The organism is Nocardia acidivorans NBRC 108247 (assembly GCF_001625085.1).
GTDB classification, from domain to species: domain Bacteria; phylum Actinomycetota; class Actinomycetes; order Mycobacteriales; family Mycobacteriaceae; genus Nocardia; species Nocardia acidivorans.
This window is the reverse complement of the sequence record NZ_BDAW01000026.1, coordinates 64,843-80,701: the sequence shown is the minus strand read 5'-3', so window position 1 is coordinate 80,701 and position 15,859 is coordinate 64,843. Positions and strand designations below refer to the sequence as shown.

Here is a 15,859-nt window from a genome sequence, read left to right as displayed (position 1 = left end):
ATTGCCCCATGAGTTCGACCCCCGGCAACCCTGATGACCGTCGCTATGTGCTGACCCTGGGCTGCCCGGACCGGCCGGGCATCATCGCCCGCATCACCTCGTTCATCGCCGACTTCGGCGGCTCGATCGTGGAGGCCGGATACCACTCCGACCTGGATACCGGCTGGTTCTTCACCCGGCAGGCCATCAAGGCCGCCACCGTCCCGTTCGAATTGGCCGAACTGCGCGACCGCTTCACCGCCGTCGCCGCCGAACTCGGCCCGGAGACCGAATGGGATCTGCTCGACACCGGCGAACGCCGTCGCGCGGTGCTGCTGGTCAGCAAGGACGGGCACTGCCTGCACGATCTGCTGGGCCGCGCGGCCAGTGGTGAACTGCCCGCCACCATCGAGGCCGTAATCGGCAATCACCCGGATCTGGCCGAGATGACCGAGGCGCACGGCATCACCTTCCACCACGTGCCCTTCCCGAAGGATCCGGCCGAACGCGGTCCGGCCTTCGAAGAGGTCCGCGAACTGGTCGACGCGCACGATCCGCACGCGGTCGTGCTGGCACGCTTCATGCAGGTGCTGCCGCGGGAGCTGTGTGAGCACTGGGCGGGCAGGGCGCTGAACATCCATCACAGCTTCCTGCCGTCGTTCGTCGGCGCGCGCCCCTACCACCAGGCGTTCGCCCGCGGCGTGAAGCTGATCGGCGCGACCTGCCACTACGTCACCGCCGAACTGGACGCGGGCCCGATCCTGGAACAGGACGTCAGCCGGATCGATCACGCCGACACCGTGCACGATATGGTCCGCCAGGGTCGCGATATCGAACGCGTGGTGCTGGCCCGGGGGCTGCGCTGGCATCTGGAAGGCCGGGTGCTGGTGCACGGTCGCCGCACCGTCGTCTTCTCCTGAGGACCGTCTGCACCCGGTGCACGCCGAAGTGCCCCTCCCACGCCATTGTGGAAGGGGCACCGCGACTTTCGGAGGGTGAGTATCAGCCCGCGGCGGCGATCATGCCGCGGTGGCCCATTCGAATCACCCGGTGCAGTTCGGCGTTGAACGCTTGGGGCGCTTCGATATTCACCAGGTGGCCGGTGGGGAGAATGACGTACCGGTCGAGATGACCCGCATCGGCGAGGGTGTCGGCGATCTCGCGCGAGTGGATCTCGGGCAGCAGGCGATCGGCGGAACCGGCGATGACGGTGGTCGGCACCGTGAGATTCGCTGCCGCACCGTGCAAATCGAGACTCAGCAGCCCACGCGCCACCGAGGCGCGGACCGACGGGCGGCAGGACCGCACGATGGACAGGCCGAAGGCGATCTCATCCGCGGTGGCGGCCCCGGTCATCAGGCGATATTTGGCGATCGCGCCGACGGCGGACCCGCCGGGCAGCGGCACCGGGGTGCCGAACAGCACCCGGGCCAGCCAGCTCGGCGCGGGCACCAGATCGTTGAGGAACGGAATCACGGTGGCGCGGTTGGGAATCTGCCGCGCGGCGGTGGTGGCCAGCAGCACCGCATTCGCGCGCACGGCGACCTGCTCCGGGTAGTACCGGGCCCACGCCTGGATGGTCATACCGCCCATGCTGTGCCCGACCAGGGTCGCGCGCTGCCCGGGGCGCAGCACCGCGTCCAGCACCTGGACGAAATCGTCGGCGAGCTGTTCGGCGCCGAAAGTCCGTGTGCCGCTCGTGCTCTCGCCGTGGCCGCGCTGATCGAAGGCGATCACGCGATATTCGCCGGCGAAGGCGTTGATCTGCGGATTCCAGTATTCGAGAGCGCAGGACCAGCCGTGCGCCAGCACGATGACCTCGCCGTCGGCGGGGCCGTAGGCGTGTACGCGCAGGATGGCGCCATCGCGGGTGGTGACGGGGATGACCTGTGCGGGCCGGGGGGTATTCAGCGTCTCGGTCGCGTAGGTGCGGGACCGCAGTGCGGCGCGAAAAGGCGCGGTCAATCTGTCCGCACCTGCCTCAGGCAGCTTTACCAACATGAGCACTCCTTTGTGTTCCAGGGCACACTACCGCGCTAGCTATGGTGCTTGCTAGAGCAAGCGGCAGGCTTTTTCGATCCTGTCGCAATGCGGCCCCGCTTTCCCGGGATACCCGCTCCGCCTGCCCACATTCGCCATTCGGGTGGGCGGAACGGAGTATCCGCTGTTAGGTACAACACATCCTGTGCCGGTTTACTGCCCGAGAACAGGAACCCCAGGGGTGTGAAAGCCACACCTACGCGCCGACGACCGCCGCGGGAATTCCGAAGGCGGAGCGAGCAACTCGCGCGAGTTCGGCATTGAAGTCCCGGTACGCCTCGACATTCCCGAGATGACCGGTCGGCAGAATCAGATAGCCGTCGAGACTGCCCGTCTCCCGGAGCATTTCGGCAATGCGCTCGGTATGCACGATCGGGGTCATATCGTCGGCCGAACCCGCCACCAGCGAGGTCGGCACGGTCAGATTCGCCGCGCCGCGGCCGACGTCCAGATGCGAGAGCAGGGTGCCGAATCGCCCGCGCACCCGCGCCGGGCAGGAGCGGACGATGTTCTGCCCGAAGGTCGCGATCTCACCGACCGACGCCAGACTCATGATCTGCCGGCGGAACAGCCACTGCACCGGCGGCACCAGCGGGAACAGAATCGGCATGCTCAAACCGAGCAGGCCCACCGCGAACGGCAGGCGCAGCAGTCCGCGATTGAAGAACGGCACCACGGTGGTCTCGGCAATGAGCTGTCCCGCAGCGGTATTGGTGAGCAGTACCGCCGCGGCACGCTCGCGCACCTGATCGGGATGGCGTCCGGCCCACGCCTGCACAGTCATCCCGCCGAGGCTGTGGCCGACGATGACGGCGCGCTGGCCGGGCTTCAGCGCGGCTTCCAGCACGGCCTGTAGATCGTCGGCGAGCAGATCGGTGCTGAGCGGGGCGCTGCCCTCTTCGCTCTCACCGTGGCCGCGCACGTCGTACGCGATCACGCGGTATTCGCCCGCGAAGGCATTGATCTGGGGATTCCAGTATTCGAGGCAGCAGGTCCAGCCGTGCACCAGCACCAGCGCATTGCCGTCGGCGGGACCGTAGGCGTGTACCCGCAGGCGAGCGCCGTCGGTGCCGGTGACCTCGATGGCCTCGTAGGGACCGGCGGGGGGATTCAGATCCGCGTTGGCGTAGGTCTTGGTCCGCAGGCTCGCCCGGTGCGCTCGCAGCATTGCTCGCATGGGTGACACACTCCTTTGTGTTACTGCTAGATACAGTAACTCTGCCGGAGCGTGCTAGCCATTGCAAGCACTCGCGCGAATCTGGCGAAAGAAATCGGCCGCCGTCCCTGAGCAGGGACGACGGCCGAACAGTCGTATTCGCGGCACTACCAGCGCGGGCCGCGCTGTACCTCATCCACCTTGGGACGCACGTCCGCGAGGTACACGCCGGTGGCGATCACCGCGGCGAGGCAGAGAAAATTGACCGGGTTCCGGATCAGCAGCAACGCACCGAGCGAGGCCACCAGAATGGCCAGCCACACCGGCTTGGTCAGTTTGTCCACCGCCGGGAACGCGTCCGGACGCTGCCGCAGGGCATGAACGAGCGCGAACACCACCATGCCTAACTCGAGCAGCAACAGCACAGACAGAATGAATCCGGGAATTCCCATCACCAGACCCATCATACGAGGACAACCCGGCCCCTTCGCGCCACTCGCGGGGCCGCGCAGCGCCCGCGCACGCGAACGCGGCCCCCGCACATCGAATGTGCGAGGGCCACAGGTTGTTTCGCGTGCCGCGGAATTTACTTCTTGGTGGCGGGCGCGGCCTTCTTGGCAGGGGCCTTCTTGGCGGGCGCCTTCTTGGCCGGGGCCGGAGCGGCCTCGGCGACCGGGGCGGGCGCGGACTCGGTGGTCACGCCCACGACCTCGGCCTCGACGGTCTCCTCGACCTCGGCGGCCGCTTCCTTGGCGCCACCCAGCAGCGGGGCGACCTGCTCGGAGACCTTGCCGATCACATCCTGCGCCTGGCTGACCAGATCGGTGTAAAGGGTCTCGACCTGCTCGAAACGCTCTTCGAAGACCGGGTTGCCGGTCTTGAGCTTCTCGACGGTCTCCTCGCCGCGCGCGGCGAGATCGGTGTAGAGGTCCAGCAGCTGGTGGTAGTACTGGTCGACGAGCTTGCGCAGCTCCTCGGGGGTGGTCTTCTCGCGCAGACCGGCCAGATCCTCCGGCAGTTCGGACGGCAGGGCGGCCAGGCGCTGGCGAACGACCTCGGCCCGCTCCTTGGCATCGGCGGGCAGGTTCGCGAAGCGCTCGCGGGCCTCTTCGACACGGCCGGTCACATCGGCGGAGGCGGCGCGGGTGCGGACCTTCTCGATGGTGTCCAGAACCGACGCGTAGAGGGCATCGCCCGCGCCGACGGTCGCGTAGAGCGGCTTGGTCACGGTGGCGGTGATGGTGGGTTCAGTCATGATGTCTCGTTCTCCTGGCGTGGCGGAACTTCGGTAGTACGGTTCGGAACCTCGTTGTCCCTCAGGGCATCGCCCTTGTTTCCCCCGGGAACGCCCCCCATGTGGTTCGTCGCGTCCCCTCTGTCCTCGTTCGCCGCGTTTTCCCGGCGGAACGATTCATAGATGTCCAGGAGGACCTGCTTCTGCCGCTCGGAGATCTCCGTATCGGCCAGCAGCGCATCCCGGACCGGACCGTGCGGCCTCTGCTCGAGGTACCCGGCCCGCATGTACAAGACCTCCGAGGAGACCCGCAGACCCTTCGCGATCTGCGCGAGCACCTCGGCGGACGGGTTGCGCAGTCCGCGCTCGATCTGACTGAGATACGGATTGCTCACCCCCGCCAGTTGGGCCAGCTGACGCAGCGAGACCTGGGCGGCTTCGCGTTGTGCTCGGATGAAGCCCCCGATGTCGTGCGCCGCGTTGGCTACGCGGCCCGCTCGTTCGTCGGCGGCGGACGTCTCCGCCTGTGTGCCGTCGATCGATTCGGGAACCTCGGGATCGTGTGTCATCGCTGACCTTCCGGCGGTTGTGCGGTCAATTCTAAAGGGGGGTGCTAACTCTTGCAAGCGCTCTGCTAGCACCCGAGCGGCAAACGCCCGGCGGTACCGGAATCAGCCATGGAACAGCAAATTTGAAACGGCGTAGATCGCCAGCCCGGCCAGCGAACCGACCACCGTGCCATTGATGCGGATGAATTGCAGATCCCGCCCGGCCGCCAATTCGATCTTGCGGCTGGCCTCGTCGGCATCCCACCGGGCAACGGTATCGCTGACCAGAGTGGCGAATTCGTCGCCGTAGTTCAGGACCAGATAGCGCACGCCACGCTCCAGCCACCCGTCAACCTTGGCACGCATGCCCTCATCGGCCGACAGCCGCTCCCCCAGGTTCCGCACGTTCTCCGCCACCTTGCGGCGCAGGGTGGAGTTGGGATCCTCGGCCGACTCCAGGATCATCCGCTTGGCCGCGCGCCAGGTCGCGTGCGCCAGACCGGTGATCTCGTCGCGGCCCATGAGTTCGGATTTGACCCGCTCCGCCTTCTTGATCATGGCGTCGTCGAACTGCAGATCGTGCGCGAAGTCCTCCAGGAATTTGTTCGCGGCGAGCCGGACCTCATGGTCGGGCTGGGTGCGCACCTTCCAGGTGAACTCCACCAATTCGCGGTAAATGCGTTCGGCGAGCAGCGAATTCACGAACTTGGGCGCCCACGAGGGTGCGTCCCGGTTCACGATCCGATCGATGGTCTCCTGCGAATCCAGCGCCCACTGGTGTGCGCGCTCGGCCAGCAGATCCAGCAGCGGGGCCTGCCGGTTGTCCGCGATCAGCTCCTCGAGCACCCTGCCCAGCGGCGGACCCCAGAGCGGTTCGGCGACCCGCTTCACGATCGTCTGGTCGATGATCTGCTCGACATCCTCATCGCGCAGGACGCCGATGACCGCGTTGAGAATGGTGGCGCTCTCGGCGGCCACGCGTTCGGCGTGCGCCGGATCGGCCATCCAGCGGCCGAGCCGGAAGGAGATCTGCGCGGAATTCAATTTCGCCACCACGGCATCGGGCGAGAGGAAGTTGGTGCGCACGAAATCGCCGAGCCCCGCGCCGAGTTGATCCTTCTTCTTGCGGATGATGGCGGTGTGCGGAATCGGCAGGCCGAGCGGATGCCGGAACAGCGCCGTCACCGCGAACCAGTCGGCGAGCGCGCCGACCATGCCCGCCTCGGACGCGGCCCGCACATAGCCGACCCAATCACCGCCCGCACCACGTGATTCGATCCAGCGACAGAACAGGTAGATCAGCGTGGCCACCGCCAGGAACGCGGTGGCGATGGCCTTCATCCGCCAGAGGTCTTTGGCCTTGCCTTCATCACCGAGCAGATCGGCGAAGGCGCCACCCGGTGCGGGGGCGGGCTGCGACGCACGCCCACTGGTTTCCAGGACCCCGGCACTGCCGGCAGGTTGCTCCATATGTTCCATTCTGCTGCTTGCGGGAAGTGGGTCGTCGGCACCGGGCCGGTACCGAACGTCGGCGATCCGGCGCATCCGAGGCTTAAGCTGGTTAGGCCCAGCCCACAGAACGAACCAGGGAGTCACGCTGTCCACCCAAAGAGCCGTCGACGCCACCACTCGACCGGGTCGCGAGGACGGCCGGAAGCGGCGCTGGCAGCAACACAAGATCGACCGCCGGGAAGAACTCGTCGACGGCACCCTCGCGGCCATTCGTGCCCGCGGCGGGGATGCCGGGATGGATGAGATCGCCGCCGAGATCGGCGTCTCCAAAACCGTGCTCTACCGGTACTTCTCGGATAAGCAGGATCTCACCCGGGCCACCATGGAGCGGTTCATCGAGACCACGCTCATGCCGCGCATCTACGAGGCCATCAGCGATGATCTCGACGAGTATCAGCTGGTGCGCAATACGCTCGCCGCCTACGTGCACACCGTCGACGGCGATACCGATGTCTACCGGTTCATCATGGGCAACGGCGCGTCCACCGACACCTCTACGCTCGCCGATTTCGAGAAGCTCTTCGCGCAGGTGGTCTCGGCGGTCATCACCGACAAGGCGTTCTCCCGGGGCGTGCAGACCGAGGGCGCGATGCTCTGGGCCTACGTCCTGGTCGGCGGCGTCCAGCTGGCCACCGACTGGTGGATCACCAACCGCACCATGTCCAGTGACGAGATGCTCGACTACCTGACCATGATGGCCTGGAGCGCCATCGAGGGCATGGTGCGCGCGGGCGGCGACCGGACGTGGTTCAACTCCAAGCCGCATGTATTGCCGGATCCGGAGAACAAGAACTGAGGATGGAAAGTCGGCCACTGATCTCGTACGCTCCGGGTAACTCCCGGGGAACGTCCAAAATCGGTTCGGCACCGAACCGCAGGCACGCGTCCACGACCGGTAACGGCTCTTAGCTGCGCGCTAGAGTCTCGGGGAGGCGGCACAGCGTCGGCGCCAATGGGGGTGCTGGTTCTATGGAGGGTCACTGATGGCGAAAGAGCTGCCCACATCCAGGCTTGCGCGGGGAACCAAGCTGGGAATGGCCGTCGCCGGTAATGCCTTGCGAGCCCAGAAGACTCGGCGGTCGATGCGCGGGCGCTCGGAGGCGGTGCGCGAGCGCATGGCCGAGGAGTCGATGATCCGGGCCACCGAGCAGATGGTCATGGTGCTGGGCACCATGAAGGGCGTCGCCATGAAACTCGGGCAGATGCTCTCGGTGCTGGACCTGGACCTGGTTCCGCCGGAGCATCGCGAACGTTTTCAGCGCCGGCTCGCCGTTCTGCGCGACAGCGCGCCCTCGGTCTCCTTCGATGTGATGCGCGCGGTGATCGAGGAGGATTTCGGCCGCACCCTGGAAGAGGTGTTCGTCGATTTCGAACCCGAACCCATTGCCGCCGCTTCCATCGGACAGGTCTACCGGGCGAAACTGCGTGACGGGCGCACCGTGGTGGTGAAGGTGCAGTACCCGGGCATCGATGCCGCGGTGCGCGCGGATCTGAAGAATCTGGCCATGTTCCGGCGCATTCTGCAATCGGCCATGCCGTGGATCACCCCGGCCGTGCTGGATGAGCTGCGGTTGAACCTGGAGAGCGAACTCGACTACGTCGCCGAGGCGAATACCCAGAAGCAGATCGCCGAGCTGTACCGCGGACATCCGTTCATTGTGGTGCCGGACACCTTTCCGGAGCTGTCCACCCAGCGTGTGCTGGTGAGCGAGTATTTTCCGGGCCGCGGCTTCGAGGAGATCCGGGCGCTGCCCGCGGCGGAGCGGGATCGGATCGGCGAGATCATCTACCGGTTCTATGTGGGTTCGCTGTTCACCTTCAACGAATTCTGCGGTGATCCGCATCCGGGTAATCTGCTGCTGGGCTCGGATGGGCGGGTGGCCTTCCTGGATTTCGGGTTGTACAACCGGATGGATCCCGCACATGTGCGGTTCGAGGCCACCTGTATTCGCGCCGCCGCCGAGGATCGGGCGGAAGAGCTGCGCGACTTGATGGTTCAGCGCGGTGTCATCGATTCGCCGGAGGAGATCACCCCGGAGGAATGCCTGGAATACGTTCTCGCGGCGTGCGAATGGGCGCTGGTGGACGAGGATCTCACCATTACGCCCGAGCTGGCCTCGGGCGCGTTCATTCTCGCCGTCGACCCGCGGGCCAGTGAGTTCTCCGGTATGAAACAGCAGAATCTGCCGCCGGAACATCTGTTCTCGCGACGCGCGGATTTTCTCACCTTCGGCATGCTCGGGCAGTTGGAGGCGACCGGCAATTGGCATCGGATCGCCCGGGAATGGCTGTACGGGGACGAACCGGTCACCGAACTCGGTCGCGCGCACAGGGATTGGCTGGCCACCCGGCCCGCGCCCACCCCGACCACCGCACCCAAGAAGAAGACCACTCGGAAACGCGCCGCGAAGGCGTGAACCCCACCGGACGGGAATTGACCATGGCAGACAGGGAATTCGACCTCGTGCTATTCGGCGCGACGGGTTTCGTCGGCAAGCTGACGGCGCAGTATCTGATCGAGGCCGCACCCGCCGGGGCGCGTATCGCGCTGGCCGGGCGCTCGGCCGACAAGCTGGCCGCGGTGCGCGCCGAACTCGGGCCCGGTGCGGCGGAATGGCCACTGGTACAGGCTGATTCGACCGATCAGGGCAGTCTGGACGCACTGGCCGCGCGGACCGAGGTCGTGGTCACCACGGTCGGACCGTACCTGCGCTACGGACTGCCGCTGGTGCGGGCCTGCGCCGAGAACGGTACGCACTACGCCGATCTCACCGGTGAGCCGCTCTTCATCCGCGAATGCATCGACCGCTTCGGCGATCGGGCGGCCGAGACCGGCGCGAAAATCGTGAATTCCTGTGGCTACGACTCGATTCCGTCGGATCTGAGCGTGTACCAGCTGTACAAGCGCAGCGTCGAGGACCATACCGGCGAACTCACCGATGTGACCCTGGTGGCGTGGCTCAAGGGCGGGGTCAGCGGCGGCACCGTGGACTCCGGCCGCGCCATGATGGAGGCCATTGCCGCGGACCCGAAGAAGGGCGCGATCATGTCGCACCCGTATTCGCTGAGCCCGGACCGGTCCATGGATCCGGAGGTGGGTCGCCAGTCCGATCAGGCGCTGGAGCGGGCCTCGAATATCGATCCGAGCCTGAACGGCTGGGTCGCCACCTTCATCATGGGCGCGCACAACACCAAGATCGTGCGCCGCAGCAACGGCCTGCTGGGCTGGCCCTACGGTAAGAACTTCCGCTACCGCGAGGTCATGAGCGCGGGCAGCTCGGCCACCGCTCCGCTGGTGGCGGCGGGTATGGCGGGCGGCATCGTGGCGACCATGGCCGCGGGCGCGGTGCTGTCCCGCGTCGCGGTGGGCCGCAGACTGCTGGACCGCCTGGTTCCCAAGCCCGGTACCGGTCCTAGCGAGAAGGCCCGCCGCAGTGGCTGGTTCACCATGCGCACCTTCGCCCACACCACCTCCGGCGCGAAGTACGTCTGCACCTTCGCCGGTAAGGGCGATCCCGGCTACGCGGCCACCGCCGTCATGCTCGGCCAGTCCGGCCTCACCCTGGCCTTCGACCAATTGCCGGAACTGGCGGGCATTCTCACCCCCGCCTCGGCCATGGGCGACGCCCTCACCGACCGTCTTCGCAAGGTGGGCATGACCATCGACGTCGACCTGGCCTGACCGATCCGGGCTACCCGCCGTCGCGGAGGGCGATGAGGACGCCGAGGTAGGCGGTGCCGTCGGACCGAGGGCCAGGCCCGCGTAGTTGTTGTTGTAGAGCGGGCCGGGGCCGGATCGGCGCTGCCACACCAGGTTTCCGGTGCGGTGGTCCAGTGCGGTCCGGTACCAGGGGTCGGCGGGATCCTCGCCCCTCCGCCTGTTGCGTGACGACACAAGCTCTGGTCGGACGACCAGGTGGCATGATCGCACATTCCGCAGCGGATCCCTACCGTGCGGTACGTCACAGTAAGCCCCCTTACGCGACGGGACGCGGGTGTGGAAACCCTCCGGTAGGGTCGCGATCGGGATGGAGGGTCGTACCGCAAGAAAGGGGGACGCCCGCTATGTCTTTATCGGACACGTCTTTATCGGACACGTCCTTATCGGACACCAGGCCGTACCCGGCATGAAATGGATGCTGACTCCGGAGGAATTCGCGCTGGTCTGGACCCGCGAAACCGAGCTGGAACGCCGCCCCTACCCCCTGGACACCCTGCCGCGCGCCATCGAACGCACCGAGAACCCCGGCGCCGCACCCCGAATGCGGCACCGCTATCGCACCGATCCGGATCTGAGCGCAGCGCTCATGCTGTGCGCGCGCACCGACACCACCACCGTCACTCTCTACGGCGAATGCAGCAATCCCGCACCCCGGCGCATCCTGGCGTTCGCGGCGGTGGCACAGCAGCGCGCGGGCATTCTGGTCGCGCTGCCCGACGCGGTCTCGGTAATGATCTGTCCCGCAGACCAACTCGGCCTGGAGCTGGTGGAGATCATCGGCTCCGCACCGCCCGGTCGCCACGCCCCGATGCGCGAACCGCAGCGCGCGGTCCTGCTGCCGCAGGATCCGGATACCGACCCGGACGCGGATCAGATTGTGGCCCCACCGGATTCGGCAGATCTCGCCGCGGATCACTTCCGCCGCAAACTCCGCGAACCGGTGGACGGGCGCGGTTTCATCACCGTCACCGTGGAGCCCGCCAATCCGCTCTCCCCGCCGACCCGGCATCGCACCTGGCTGGATTTCTCCGGGGACGGCCGCTATCTGCTGACCACCGCCACCGATCTGACCCTCACCCCGATGGGTGATGCCGAACTGGCCGAACATCTGGTCCGCCTGGCGCGGGTGTAACTCGCCGGACACCCGTGCGTCAGCAGCCGATCACCTCGGGTTCACCGGAACGATTTCGGCGTGCTTGCCCACGCGAAGCGCGCCGGCGTGTTACGCATGACGGATGGCGAAGGCGACATCCTGGTCGAAACCGGTTACCAAGGCCCTGCGGGCCGATGGTGTGCGGGTCAGCGATCTGAACACATCCGCGACCCCCGGTTTCAAGGGCGATAAGCGCGCCGGGGAGCAATTGCTGGCCGAGCGCGCGGACCTGCTCTCGGAACTACAGGAACGGCTCTACGCGAACGGCAGGCACGGTGACAATCGCAGTGTGCTGCTGGTGTTGCAGGGCATGGACACCGCGGGCAAGGGCGGCATCGTCCGGCACGTGATCGGTTCGGTGGATCCGCAGGGCGTGGATCACGCGGCCTTCGGGGTGCCCACCCCCGAGGAGCGAAAGCACCACTACCTCTGGCGTATTCGCAAACAGCTCCCGCGCGGCGGTCAGATCGGCGTCTTCGACCGCTCGCACTACGAGGATGTGCTGGTGGTGCGTGTGCACGAGCTGGTGCCGCCGGACGTCTGGGGCAAGCGCTACGACGAGATCAACAAGTTCGAGCGCAAACTCGTCGACGACGGCACGGTCGTGGTGAAGGTGGCCATGTTCGTCTCGCTCGACGAACAGAAGAAGCGCCTCATGCAGCGCCTGGATCGACCGGACAAGCACTGGAAGTACAGCCCCAACGATCTCGCCGAGCGTGCCTACTGGCCCGCGTACCAGGAGGCGTACCAGGCGGTGCTGGACCGGACCAATACCGAGTACGCGCCCTGGCATGTACTGCCCTGCGATCACAAGTGGTACGCCCGGCTGGCGGTCACCGAACTGCTCATCGACGCCCTGCAGGGCCTCAAACTCGATTGGCCGCAAGCCACTTTCGATGTCGAGGCGGAGAAGAAGAAGCTCGCCCGGGCGTGACACCGACCCGATGGTTTGCGGCCGTCCCGGTTCTGGACCGAGTGGAGGCGGGAGAGCGCAGCGCAGGAGCCGGAGGGAGGGAAGAACCGGGACTTCGGGGCCGCGAACCCGCCCGTGGCGCAGCGGAGGGCAATGGTTACAGCATTCTCTCAGGTTTGCGGGTGAAGATGAGGCTCGCACAAGTCATGACTAGGAAAGGCGTGGTGAGCGCGCGGTGAGCAAACCGGGTGATCGCAAGAATCCTCTGGCCAAGGCTCAACAGGCTGATCGCAATCGCAAGATCATGATTCAGGTCGGCGTCGGCGTGGTCCTGGTCGGCCTCATCGCGGCGATCGGTATCGGGTTGGCGATGCGCAAGTCCGACAGCAAGGACGCGTCGAGCTCGTTCGCTCCGGTCGTCACCCATGACGCGAGCGCGGGTGCGGTGCCGCCGAACCTCACCGAGGGCGGTGCGATCCGCATCGGCAAGCCCGACGCCAAGGTGAAGGTGCAGGTCGTCGCCGATCTGCAGTGCCCGGCCTGCCAGATGTTCGAGAAGAACAACGCGACCGCGCTCGAGGACGAGGTGAAGAGCGGGACCGCGGTGGTGGAGTACAACATCATCTCGTTCCTGGACCGCGCCTCGCAGGGCAACCAGTTCTCCACGCGCGCGGCGAGCGCCGCCTATGTGGTCGCCGCCGCCGATCCGGCCAAGTTCCAGGCGTGGCTCGCGGCCATGTACAGCCAGCAGCCCCAGGAGGGCAGCAATGGCATGACCGATGATCAGCTGATCCAGATCGCGGCCTCGGTCGGTTACACCGATCCCGCTGTGGCACAGGGCATCAAGGATCAGAAGTACGTCGGCTACGTGAAGGATGAGACCAAGGCGGTCTTCGACACCGGCCTGAAGTCCACCCCGTCGGTGTACGTGGCCGGTAAGCAGGTCAGCGATCCGCAGGCGCTGATGACCCCGAACGGCTTGAAGCCGGTCATCGAGGCCGCGGCGAAGTGATCATCTCGGCTCCGCCTCGATCCGCCTGGCCGCTGCTGCTGGGCGGATTGATCGGCTGGGGCGCGTCGGTGACGCTGCTGGTCGACAAGTTCAAACTCTTCACCGAACCCGGCTTCAAACCGCTCTGCAGTATCGATTCGACGCTGTCCTGCACCACCGTCATGGAGTCCGATCAGGCGGCGGCCTTCGGTTTCCCCAATCCCATCATCGGTGTGGTCGGCTATTCGGTGGTGGTCACCCTCGGGGTGCTGGCGGTCGCCAATATCGGTCTGCCGCGCTGGATTTGGGGCGGATTGTGGTCCGGTCTGGCGCTGGGCATGGGTTTCATCGGCTGGCTGATCTATCAGGCGGTGTTCCAGATTCACGCGCTGTGCCCGTGGTGCATGGTGGTGTGGGCGGTGACGCCGCTGCTGCTGGCGGTGGTGACCGGGCAGCTGTGGGGTAAATCCCGCGGGCTCCTGCAAATAGTCGTGGAGTGGCGCTGGACCGTCGTCGCCATCTACTACGCGGTGGTGATTCTGATCGTCTACATCCAATTCCAGGATTACTGGCGCGATCACCTATGAGCTAGTTGGCTGGGCCGACCGTGAGCGTCACGCTCACGGTCCGCTGCCCGCCGCCGGGCTCGGTCAGATCCAGGCGCACCACATCATCGGGTTTGTGCAGATTCAGTGCGGCCTTGAGGGTTTGGGTGCTCGCGATGACGCGCCCGTCGACGGCGGTGATCACCTCCCCCTCGGTGAGCCCGGCCGCGTAGGCCGGTTGCCCGTACACCGCCACATCGATGCGCGCCCCGGCGGGCCGGGCGTCCGAGGTGAGAATCCCGAGGGTGGCGGTCGGGCCGATGTGCACGGTATCCGTCGGTGTGCCGGAACGGATTTGGCGGACCACGGCCATGGCGGTGTCGATGGGCACCGCATAGCCCTCGGGTCCCTGCCCGAGGGTCTTCTGCAACTCCCCCGAGGCCGCGGTGACCACGCCCACGACCGCGCCGTATCGATCCACCAGGGCCCCGCCGGACTGTCCGGCGGTGACGGCCGCGGCGACTGCGATCAAGCCGTGCAAGGACTTTCGGGTCAGATCCGCCGAATTGCGCGCCACGATGGTGCTGTCCAGATCGGTGATCGCGCCGCCGACCGCGGTGGGCGATCCGGTGCCGCCCGCATTGCCGATGGCCAGCAGCTGATCGCCCAGCCGCAGGCTCGCCGAACTGCCGATCCGCGCGACCGGCAATCCGGTCGCGCCGGTGAGTTCGATGAGCGCGATATCGGCCGAGGAGTCGTAACCGAGCACCGTGGCCGGGTACACCGCACCGGTGCCGATATCGGAAACCGTCACGGTGTCAGCGCCTTTGATGACGTGATGGCTGGTGAGCACCTGCCCGTCGGCGGTGAGCACAATGCCCGACCCCGCCGCGCCCAGACCGTACGGGCGGATGCTCGCGGTGATATTCGCCAGCACCGGATCCACCAGTCGCGAGACGAGTTCGGCGTCCGGCGGCGGTAGCGGCGGACCGAGCAGGGCGGCGGTGGGCGGATCGTGCGGGAAGGGCCAGCGCGCCAGTTCGCCTCGATAACCGAGGAATGCGGTGATGCCGAGGATCGCGGCGAAGAGCAGGGCGAGCAGTCGCCCGGCACCCGCCGAGTTCGTGCGACGCGGGTCGTCGTGCATCGATCCCTCCACTACCGCATCGGCTGTGCGGTCTGTGTCTCCTGGTGTACCAGGTCAAGGGGCCGATACGCCGCTCTTCGTGCGTTTCGAGGACCGTGCGCACGGTTTCGATGACCCAGTGCGTTCAATGACCCCAGCGCGTTCAATGACCCCAGCGCGTCCAATGACCCCAGCGCGTTCAATGACCCAGCGCGGCGATGGCGAGCATGCCGCCGAGGCCGAGCAGGGTGAACAGCAGCGGCGCCTTGGACGGTGTGCCCGCATGCGCCTCGGGCAGGATGTCGGCGGTGGCCAGATACAGCAGGAAACCCGCGAAGTAGCCGAGGTACATGCCCACGAATTGCGCGGGCACCTTCAGGAAGGTTCCGACGATGGCGCCGAGGACCGGCGCCACGGCATCGGCGGTCAGCATGGCCAGACCGCGGGTGCGCGCATTGCCGTACAGCGTGGTGAGGGTGAAGGTGTTGAAACCGTCCGCGAAATCGTGACTGATGACCGCGATGGCCACGGCCGCGCCGGTGGCCGCCCCGACCTGGAAACTCAATCCGATGCTGAGTCCGTCCAGAAAGCTGTGGAAGACCAGCCCGCCCGCGGCCACCAGGCCCACCGACGCGAAATCGTGGTGGTGCGTACCGAATTCGTCCTCGTGGCCGGTGTGCAGCGCCACCGTCTGCTCCACGATGTGCACGGTGAAGAAGCCGACCACCGCGGCCAGCAGCGGCACCGGTACGCCGAGCGCGACGCGGGTGTCGTGTTCGAGGGCCTCGGGCATCAGGTCGAAGGCGACCACGCCGAGCATGACGCCCGCGGCCAAGCCCAGGACCAGGCGTTTGCGATCGCCGATGCGGTCCGCGACCAGTCCGCCGAGGAAGGTCGAGCACATCGACACCAGTGCCAGCAGGATCGCCACCGGCCCAGCA

The 15,859-nt window shown here is 66.6% G+C and carries 16 protein-coding genes; 8 read left to right on the top strand and 8 right to left on the bottom strand.

Going from position 1 to position 15,859, the window contains the following annotated elements:
- The first annotated feature begins 8 nt into the window (after nucleotides 1–8).
- Nucleotides 9–899, top strand: coding sequence for a formyltetrahydrofolate deformylase (gene purU, locus NA10_RS16065; protein ID WP_067568641.1), 891 nt, complete (start codon nucleotides 9–11; stop codon nucleotides 897–899).
- Nucleotides 900–981: 82 nt separating this feature from the next.
- On the opposite strand, the gene NA10_RS16060 is transcribed toward purU, so the two are convergent.
- The 6 genes from NA10_RS16060 to NA10_RS16035 all read right to left on the bottom strand — a co-directional run bounded on the left by NA10_RS16060 (nucleotide 982) and on the right by NA10_RS16035 (nucleotide 6,427).
- Nucleotides 982–1,980, bottom strand: a complete 999-nt coding sequence (locus NA10_RS16060) for an alpha/beta fold hydrolase (protein ID WP_067568640.1) — start codon at nucleotides 1,978–1,980, stop codon at nucleotides 982–984.
- Between the two features lie 235 nt (nucleotides 1,981–2,215).
- A complete protein-coding gene (locus NA10_RS16055) occupies nucleotides 2,216–3,196 on the bottom strand; it encodes an alpha/beta fold hydrolase (protein WP_067568639.1) in 981 nt (326 codons plus the stop codon).
- 146 nt (nucleotides 3,197–3,342) lie between these two features.
- On the bottom strand, nucleotides 3,343–3,639 hold the full coding sequence (locus NA10_RS16050) for a DUF2516 family protein (RefSeq protein WP_067568679.1): 297 nt from the start codon (nucleotides 3,637–3,639) through the stop codon (nucleotides 3,343–3,345).
- Nucleotides 3,640–3,761: 122 nt separating this feature from the next.
- A complete protein-coding gene (locus NA10_RS16045) occupies nucleotides 3,762–4,430 on the bottom strand; it encodes a heparin-binding hemagglutinin (protein ID WP_067568638.1) in 669 nt (222 codons plus the stop codon).
- On the bottom strand, nucleotides 4,427–4,978 hold the full coding sequence (locus NA10_RS16040) for a helix-turn-helix domain-containing protein (protein ID WP_067568637.1): 552 nt from the start codon (nucleotides 4,976–4,978) through the stop codon (nucleotides 4,427–4,429). The genes NA10_RS16045 and NA10_RS16040 overlap by 4 nt, the downstream gene beginning before the upstream one ends.
- A 102-nt stretch (nucleotides 4,979–5,080) precedes the next feature.
- Nucleotides 5,081–6,427: a DUF445 domain-containing protein gene (locus NA10_RS16035; RefSeq protein WP_084514772.1), complete on the bottom strand. Its 1,347-nt coding sequence runs from the start codon at nucleotides 6,425–6,427 to the stop codon at nucleotides 5,081–5,083.
- 127 nt (nucleotides 6,428–6,554) lie between these two features.
- Between NA10_RS16035 and NA10_RS16030 the strand changes: the two genes are divergently transcribed.
- The 7 genes from NA10_RS16030 (at nucleotide 6,555) to NA10_RS16000 (ending at nucleotide 13,834) form a co-directional block, all read left to right on the top strand.
- Nucleotides 6,555–7,265, top strand: a complete 711-nt coding sequence (locus NA10_RS16030) for a TetR/AcrR family transcriptional regulator (RefSeq protein WP_067568678.1) — start codon at nucleotides 6,555–6,557, stop codon at nucleotides 7,263–7,265.
- Nucleotides 7,266–7,452: 187 nt separating this feature from the next.
- Nucleotides 7,453–8,886, top strand: a complete 1,434-nt coding sequence (locus NA10_RS16025) for an ABC1 kinase family protein (RefSeq protein ID WP_067568635.1) — start codon at nucleotides 7,453–7,455, stop codon at nucleotides 8,884–8,886.
- Between the two features lie 23 nt (nucleotides 8,887–8,909).
- Complete coding sequence (locus NA10_RS16020) at nucleotides 8,910–10,151, top strand: saccharopine dehydrogenase family protein (protein WP_067568677.1); 1,242 nt, start codon at nucleotides 8,910–8,912, stop codon at nucleotides 10,149–10,151.
- A 454-nt stretch (nucleotides 10,152–10,605) separates the two neighbouring features.
- Nucleotides 10,606–11,322, top strand: a complete 717-nt coding sequence (locus tag NA10_RS16015; RefSeq protein ID WP_245677351.1) for an ESX secretion-associated protein EspG — start codon at nucleotides 10,606–10,608, stop codon at nucleotides 11,320–11,322.
- A 103-nt stretch (nucleotides 11,323–11,425) separates the two neighbouring features.
- Nucleotides 11,426–12,277, top strand: a complete 852-nt coding sequence (locus NA10_RS16010) for a polyphosphate kinase 2 family protein (RefSeq protein WP_067568633.1) — start codon at nucleotides 11,426–11,428, stop codon at nucleotides 12,275–12,277.
- A gap of 214 nt (nucleotides 12,278–12,491) precedes the next feature.
- Nucleotides 12,492–13,268, top strand: a complete 777-nt coding sequence (locus NA10_RS16005; RefSeq protein WP_067568632.1) for a DsbA family protein — start codon at nucleotides 12,492–12,494, stop codon at nucleotides 13,266–13,268.
- The gene (locus NA10_RS16000; protein ID WP_245677349.1) at nucleotides 13,265–13,834 is read left to right on the top strand and encodes a vitamin K epoxide reductase family protein; all 570 of its coding nucleotides are present in this window, start codon (nucleotides 13,265–13,267) and stop codon (nucleotides 13,832–13,834) included. The genes NA10_RS16005 and NA10_RS16000 overlap by 4 nt, the downstream gene beginning before the upstream one ends.
- Before the next feature lies 1 nt (nucleotide 13,835).
- Here NA10_RS16000 and NA10_RS15995 read toward each other — a convergent pair whose 3' ends face one another.
- Nucleotides 13,836–14,939: a S1C family serine protease gene (locus NA10_RS15995; RefSeq protein ID WP_067568675.1), complete on the bottom strand. Its 1,104-nt coding sequence runs from the start codon at nucleotides 14,937–14,939 to the stop codon at nucleotides 13,836–13,838.
- 178 nt (nucleotides 14,940–15,117) lie between these two features.
- The gene (locus NA10_RS15990; protein WP_067568631.1) at nucleotides 15,118–15,849 is read right to left on the bottom strand and encodes a ZIP family metal transporter; all 732 of its coding nucleotides are present in this window, start codon (nucleotides 15,847–15,849) and stop codon (nucleotides 15,118–15,120) included.
- Nucleotides 15,850–15,859 lie beyond the last annotated feature (10 nt).

What these genes read in the sequence shown, in the direction of transcription:
- purU (WP_067568641.1), top strand. Translation starts at nt 9, where the DNA reads ATGAGTTCGACCCCCGGCAACCCTGATGACCGTCGCTATGTGCTGACC.
- NA10_RS16060 (WP_067568640.1), bottom strand. Translation starts at nt 1,980, where the DNA reads ATGTTGGTAAAGCTGCCTGAGGCAGGTGCGGACAGATTGACCGCGCCT.
- NA10_RS16055 (WP_067568639.1), bottom strand. Translation starts at nt 3,196, where the DNA reads ATGCGAGCAATGCTGCGAGCGCACCGGGCGAGCCTGCGGACCAAGACC.
- NA10_RS16050 (WP_067568679.1), bottom strand. Translation starts at nt 3,639, where the DNA reads ATGGGTCTGGTGATGGGAATTCCCGGATTCATTCTGTCTGTGCTGTTG.
- NA10_RS16045 (WP_067568638.1), bottom strand. Translation starts at nt 4,430, where the DNA reads ATGACTGAACCCACCATCACCGCCACCGTGACCAAGCCGCTCTACGCG.
- NA10_RS16040 (WP_067568637.1), bottom strand. Translation starts at nt 4,978, where the DNA reads ATGACACACGATCCCGAGGTTCCCGAATCGATCGACGGCACACAGGCG.
- NA10_RS16035 (WP_084514772.1), bottom strand. Translation starts at nt 6,427, where the DNA reads ATGGAGCAACCTGCCGGCAGTGCCGGGGTCCTGGAAACCAGTGGGCGT.
- NA10_RS16025 (WP_067568635.1), top strand. Translation starts at nt 7,453, where the DNA reads ATGGCGAAAGAGCTGCCCACATCCAGGCTTGCGCGGGGAACCAAGCTG.
- NA10_RS16020 (WP_067568677.1), top strand. Translation starts at nt 8,910, where the DNA reads ATGGCAGACAGGGAATTCGACCTCGTGCTATTCGGCGCGACGGGTTTC.
- NA10_RS16015 (WP_245677351.1), top strand. Translation starts at nt 10,606, where the DNA reads ATGCTGACTCCGGAGGAATTCGCGCTGGTCTGGACCCGCGAAACCGAG.
- NA10_RS16010 (WP_067568633.1), top strand. Translation starts at nt 11,426, where the DNA reads ATGGCGAAGGCGACATCCTGGTCGAAACCGGTTACCAAGGCCCTGCGG.
- NA10_RS15995 (WP_067568675.1), bottom strand. Translation starts at nt 14,939, where the DNA reads ATGCACGACGACCCGCGTCGCACGAACTCGGCGGGTGCCGGGCGACTG.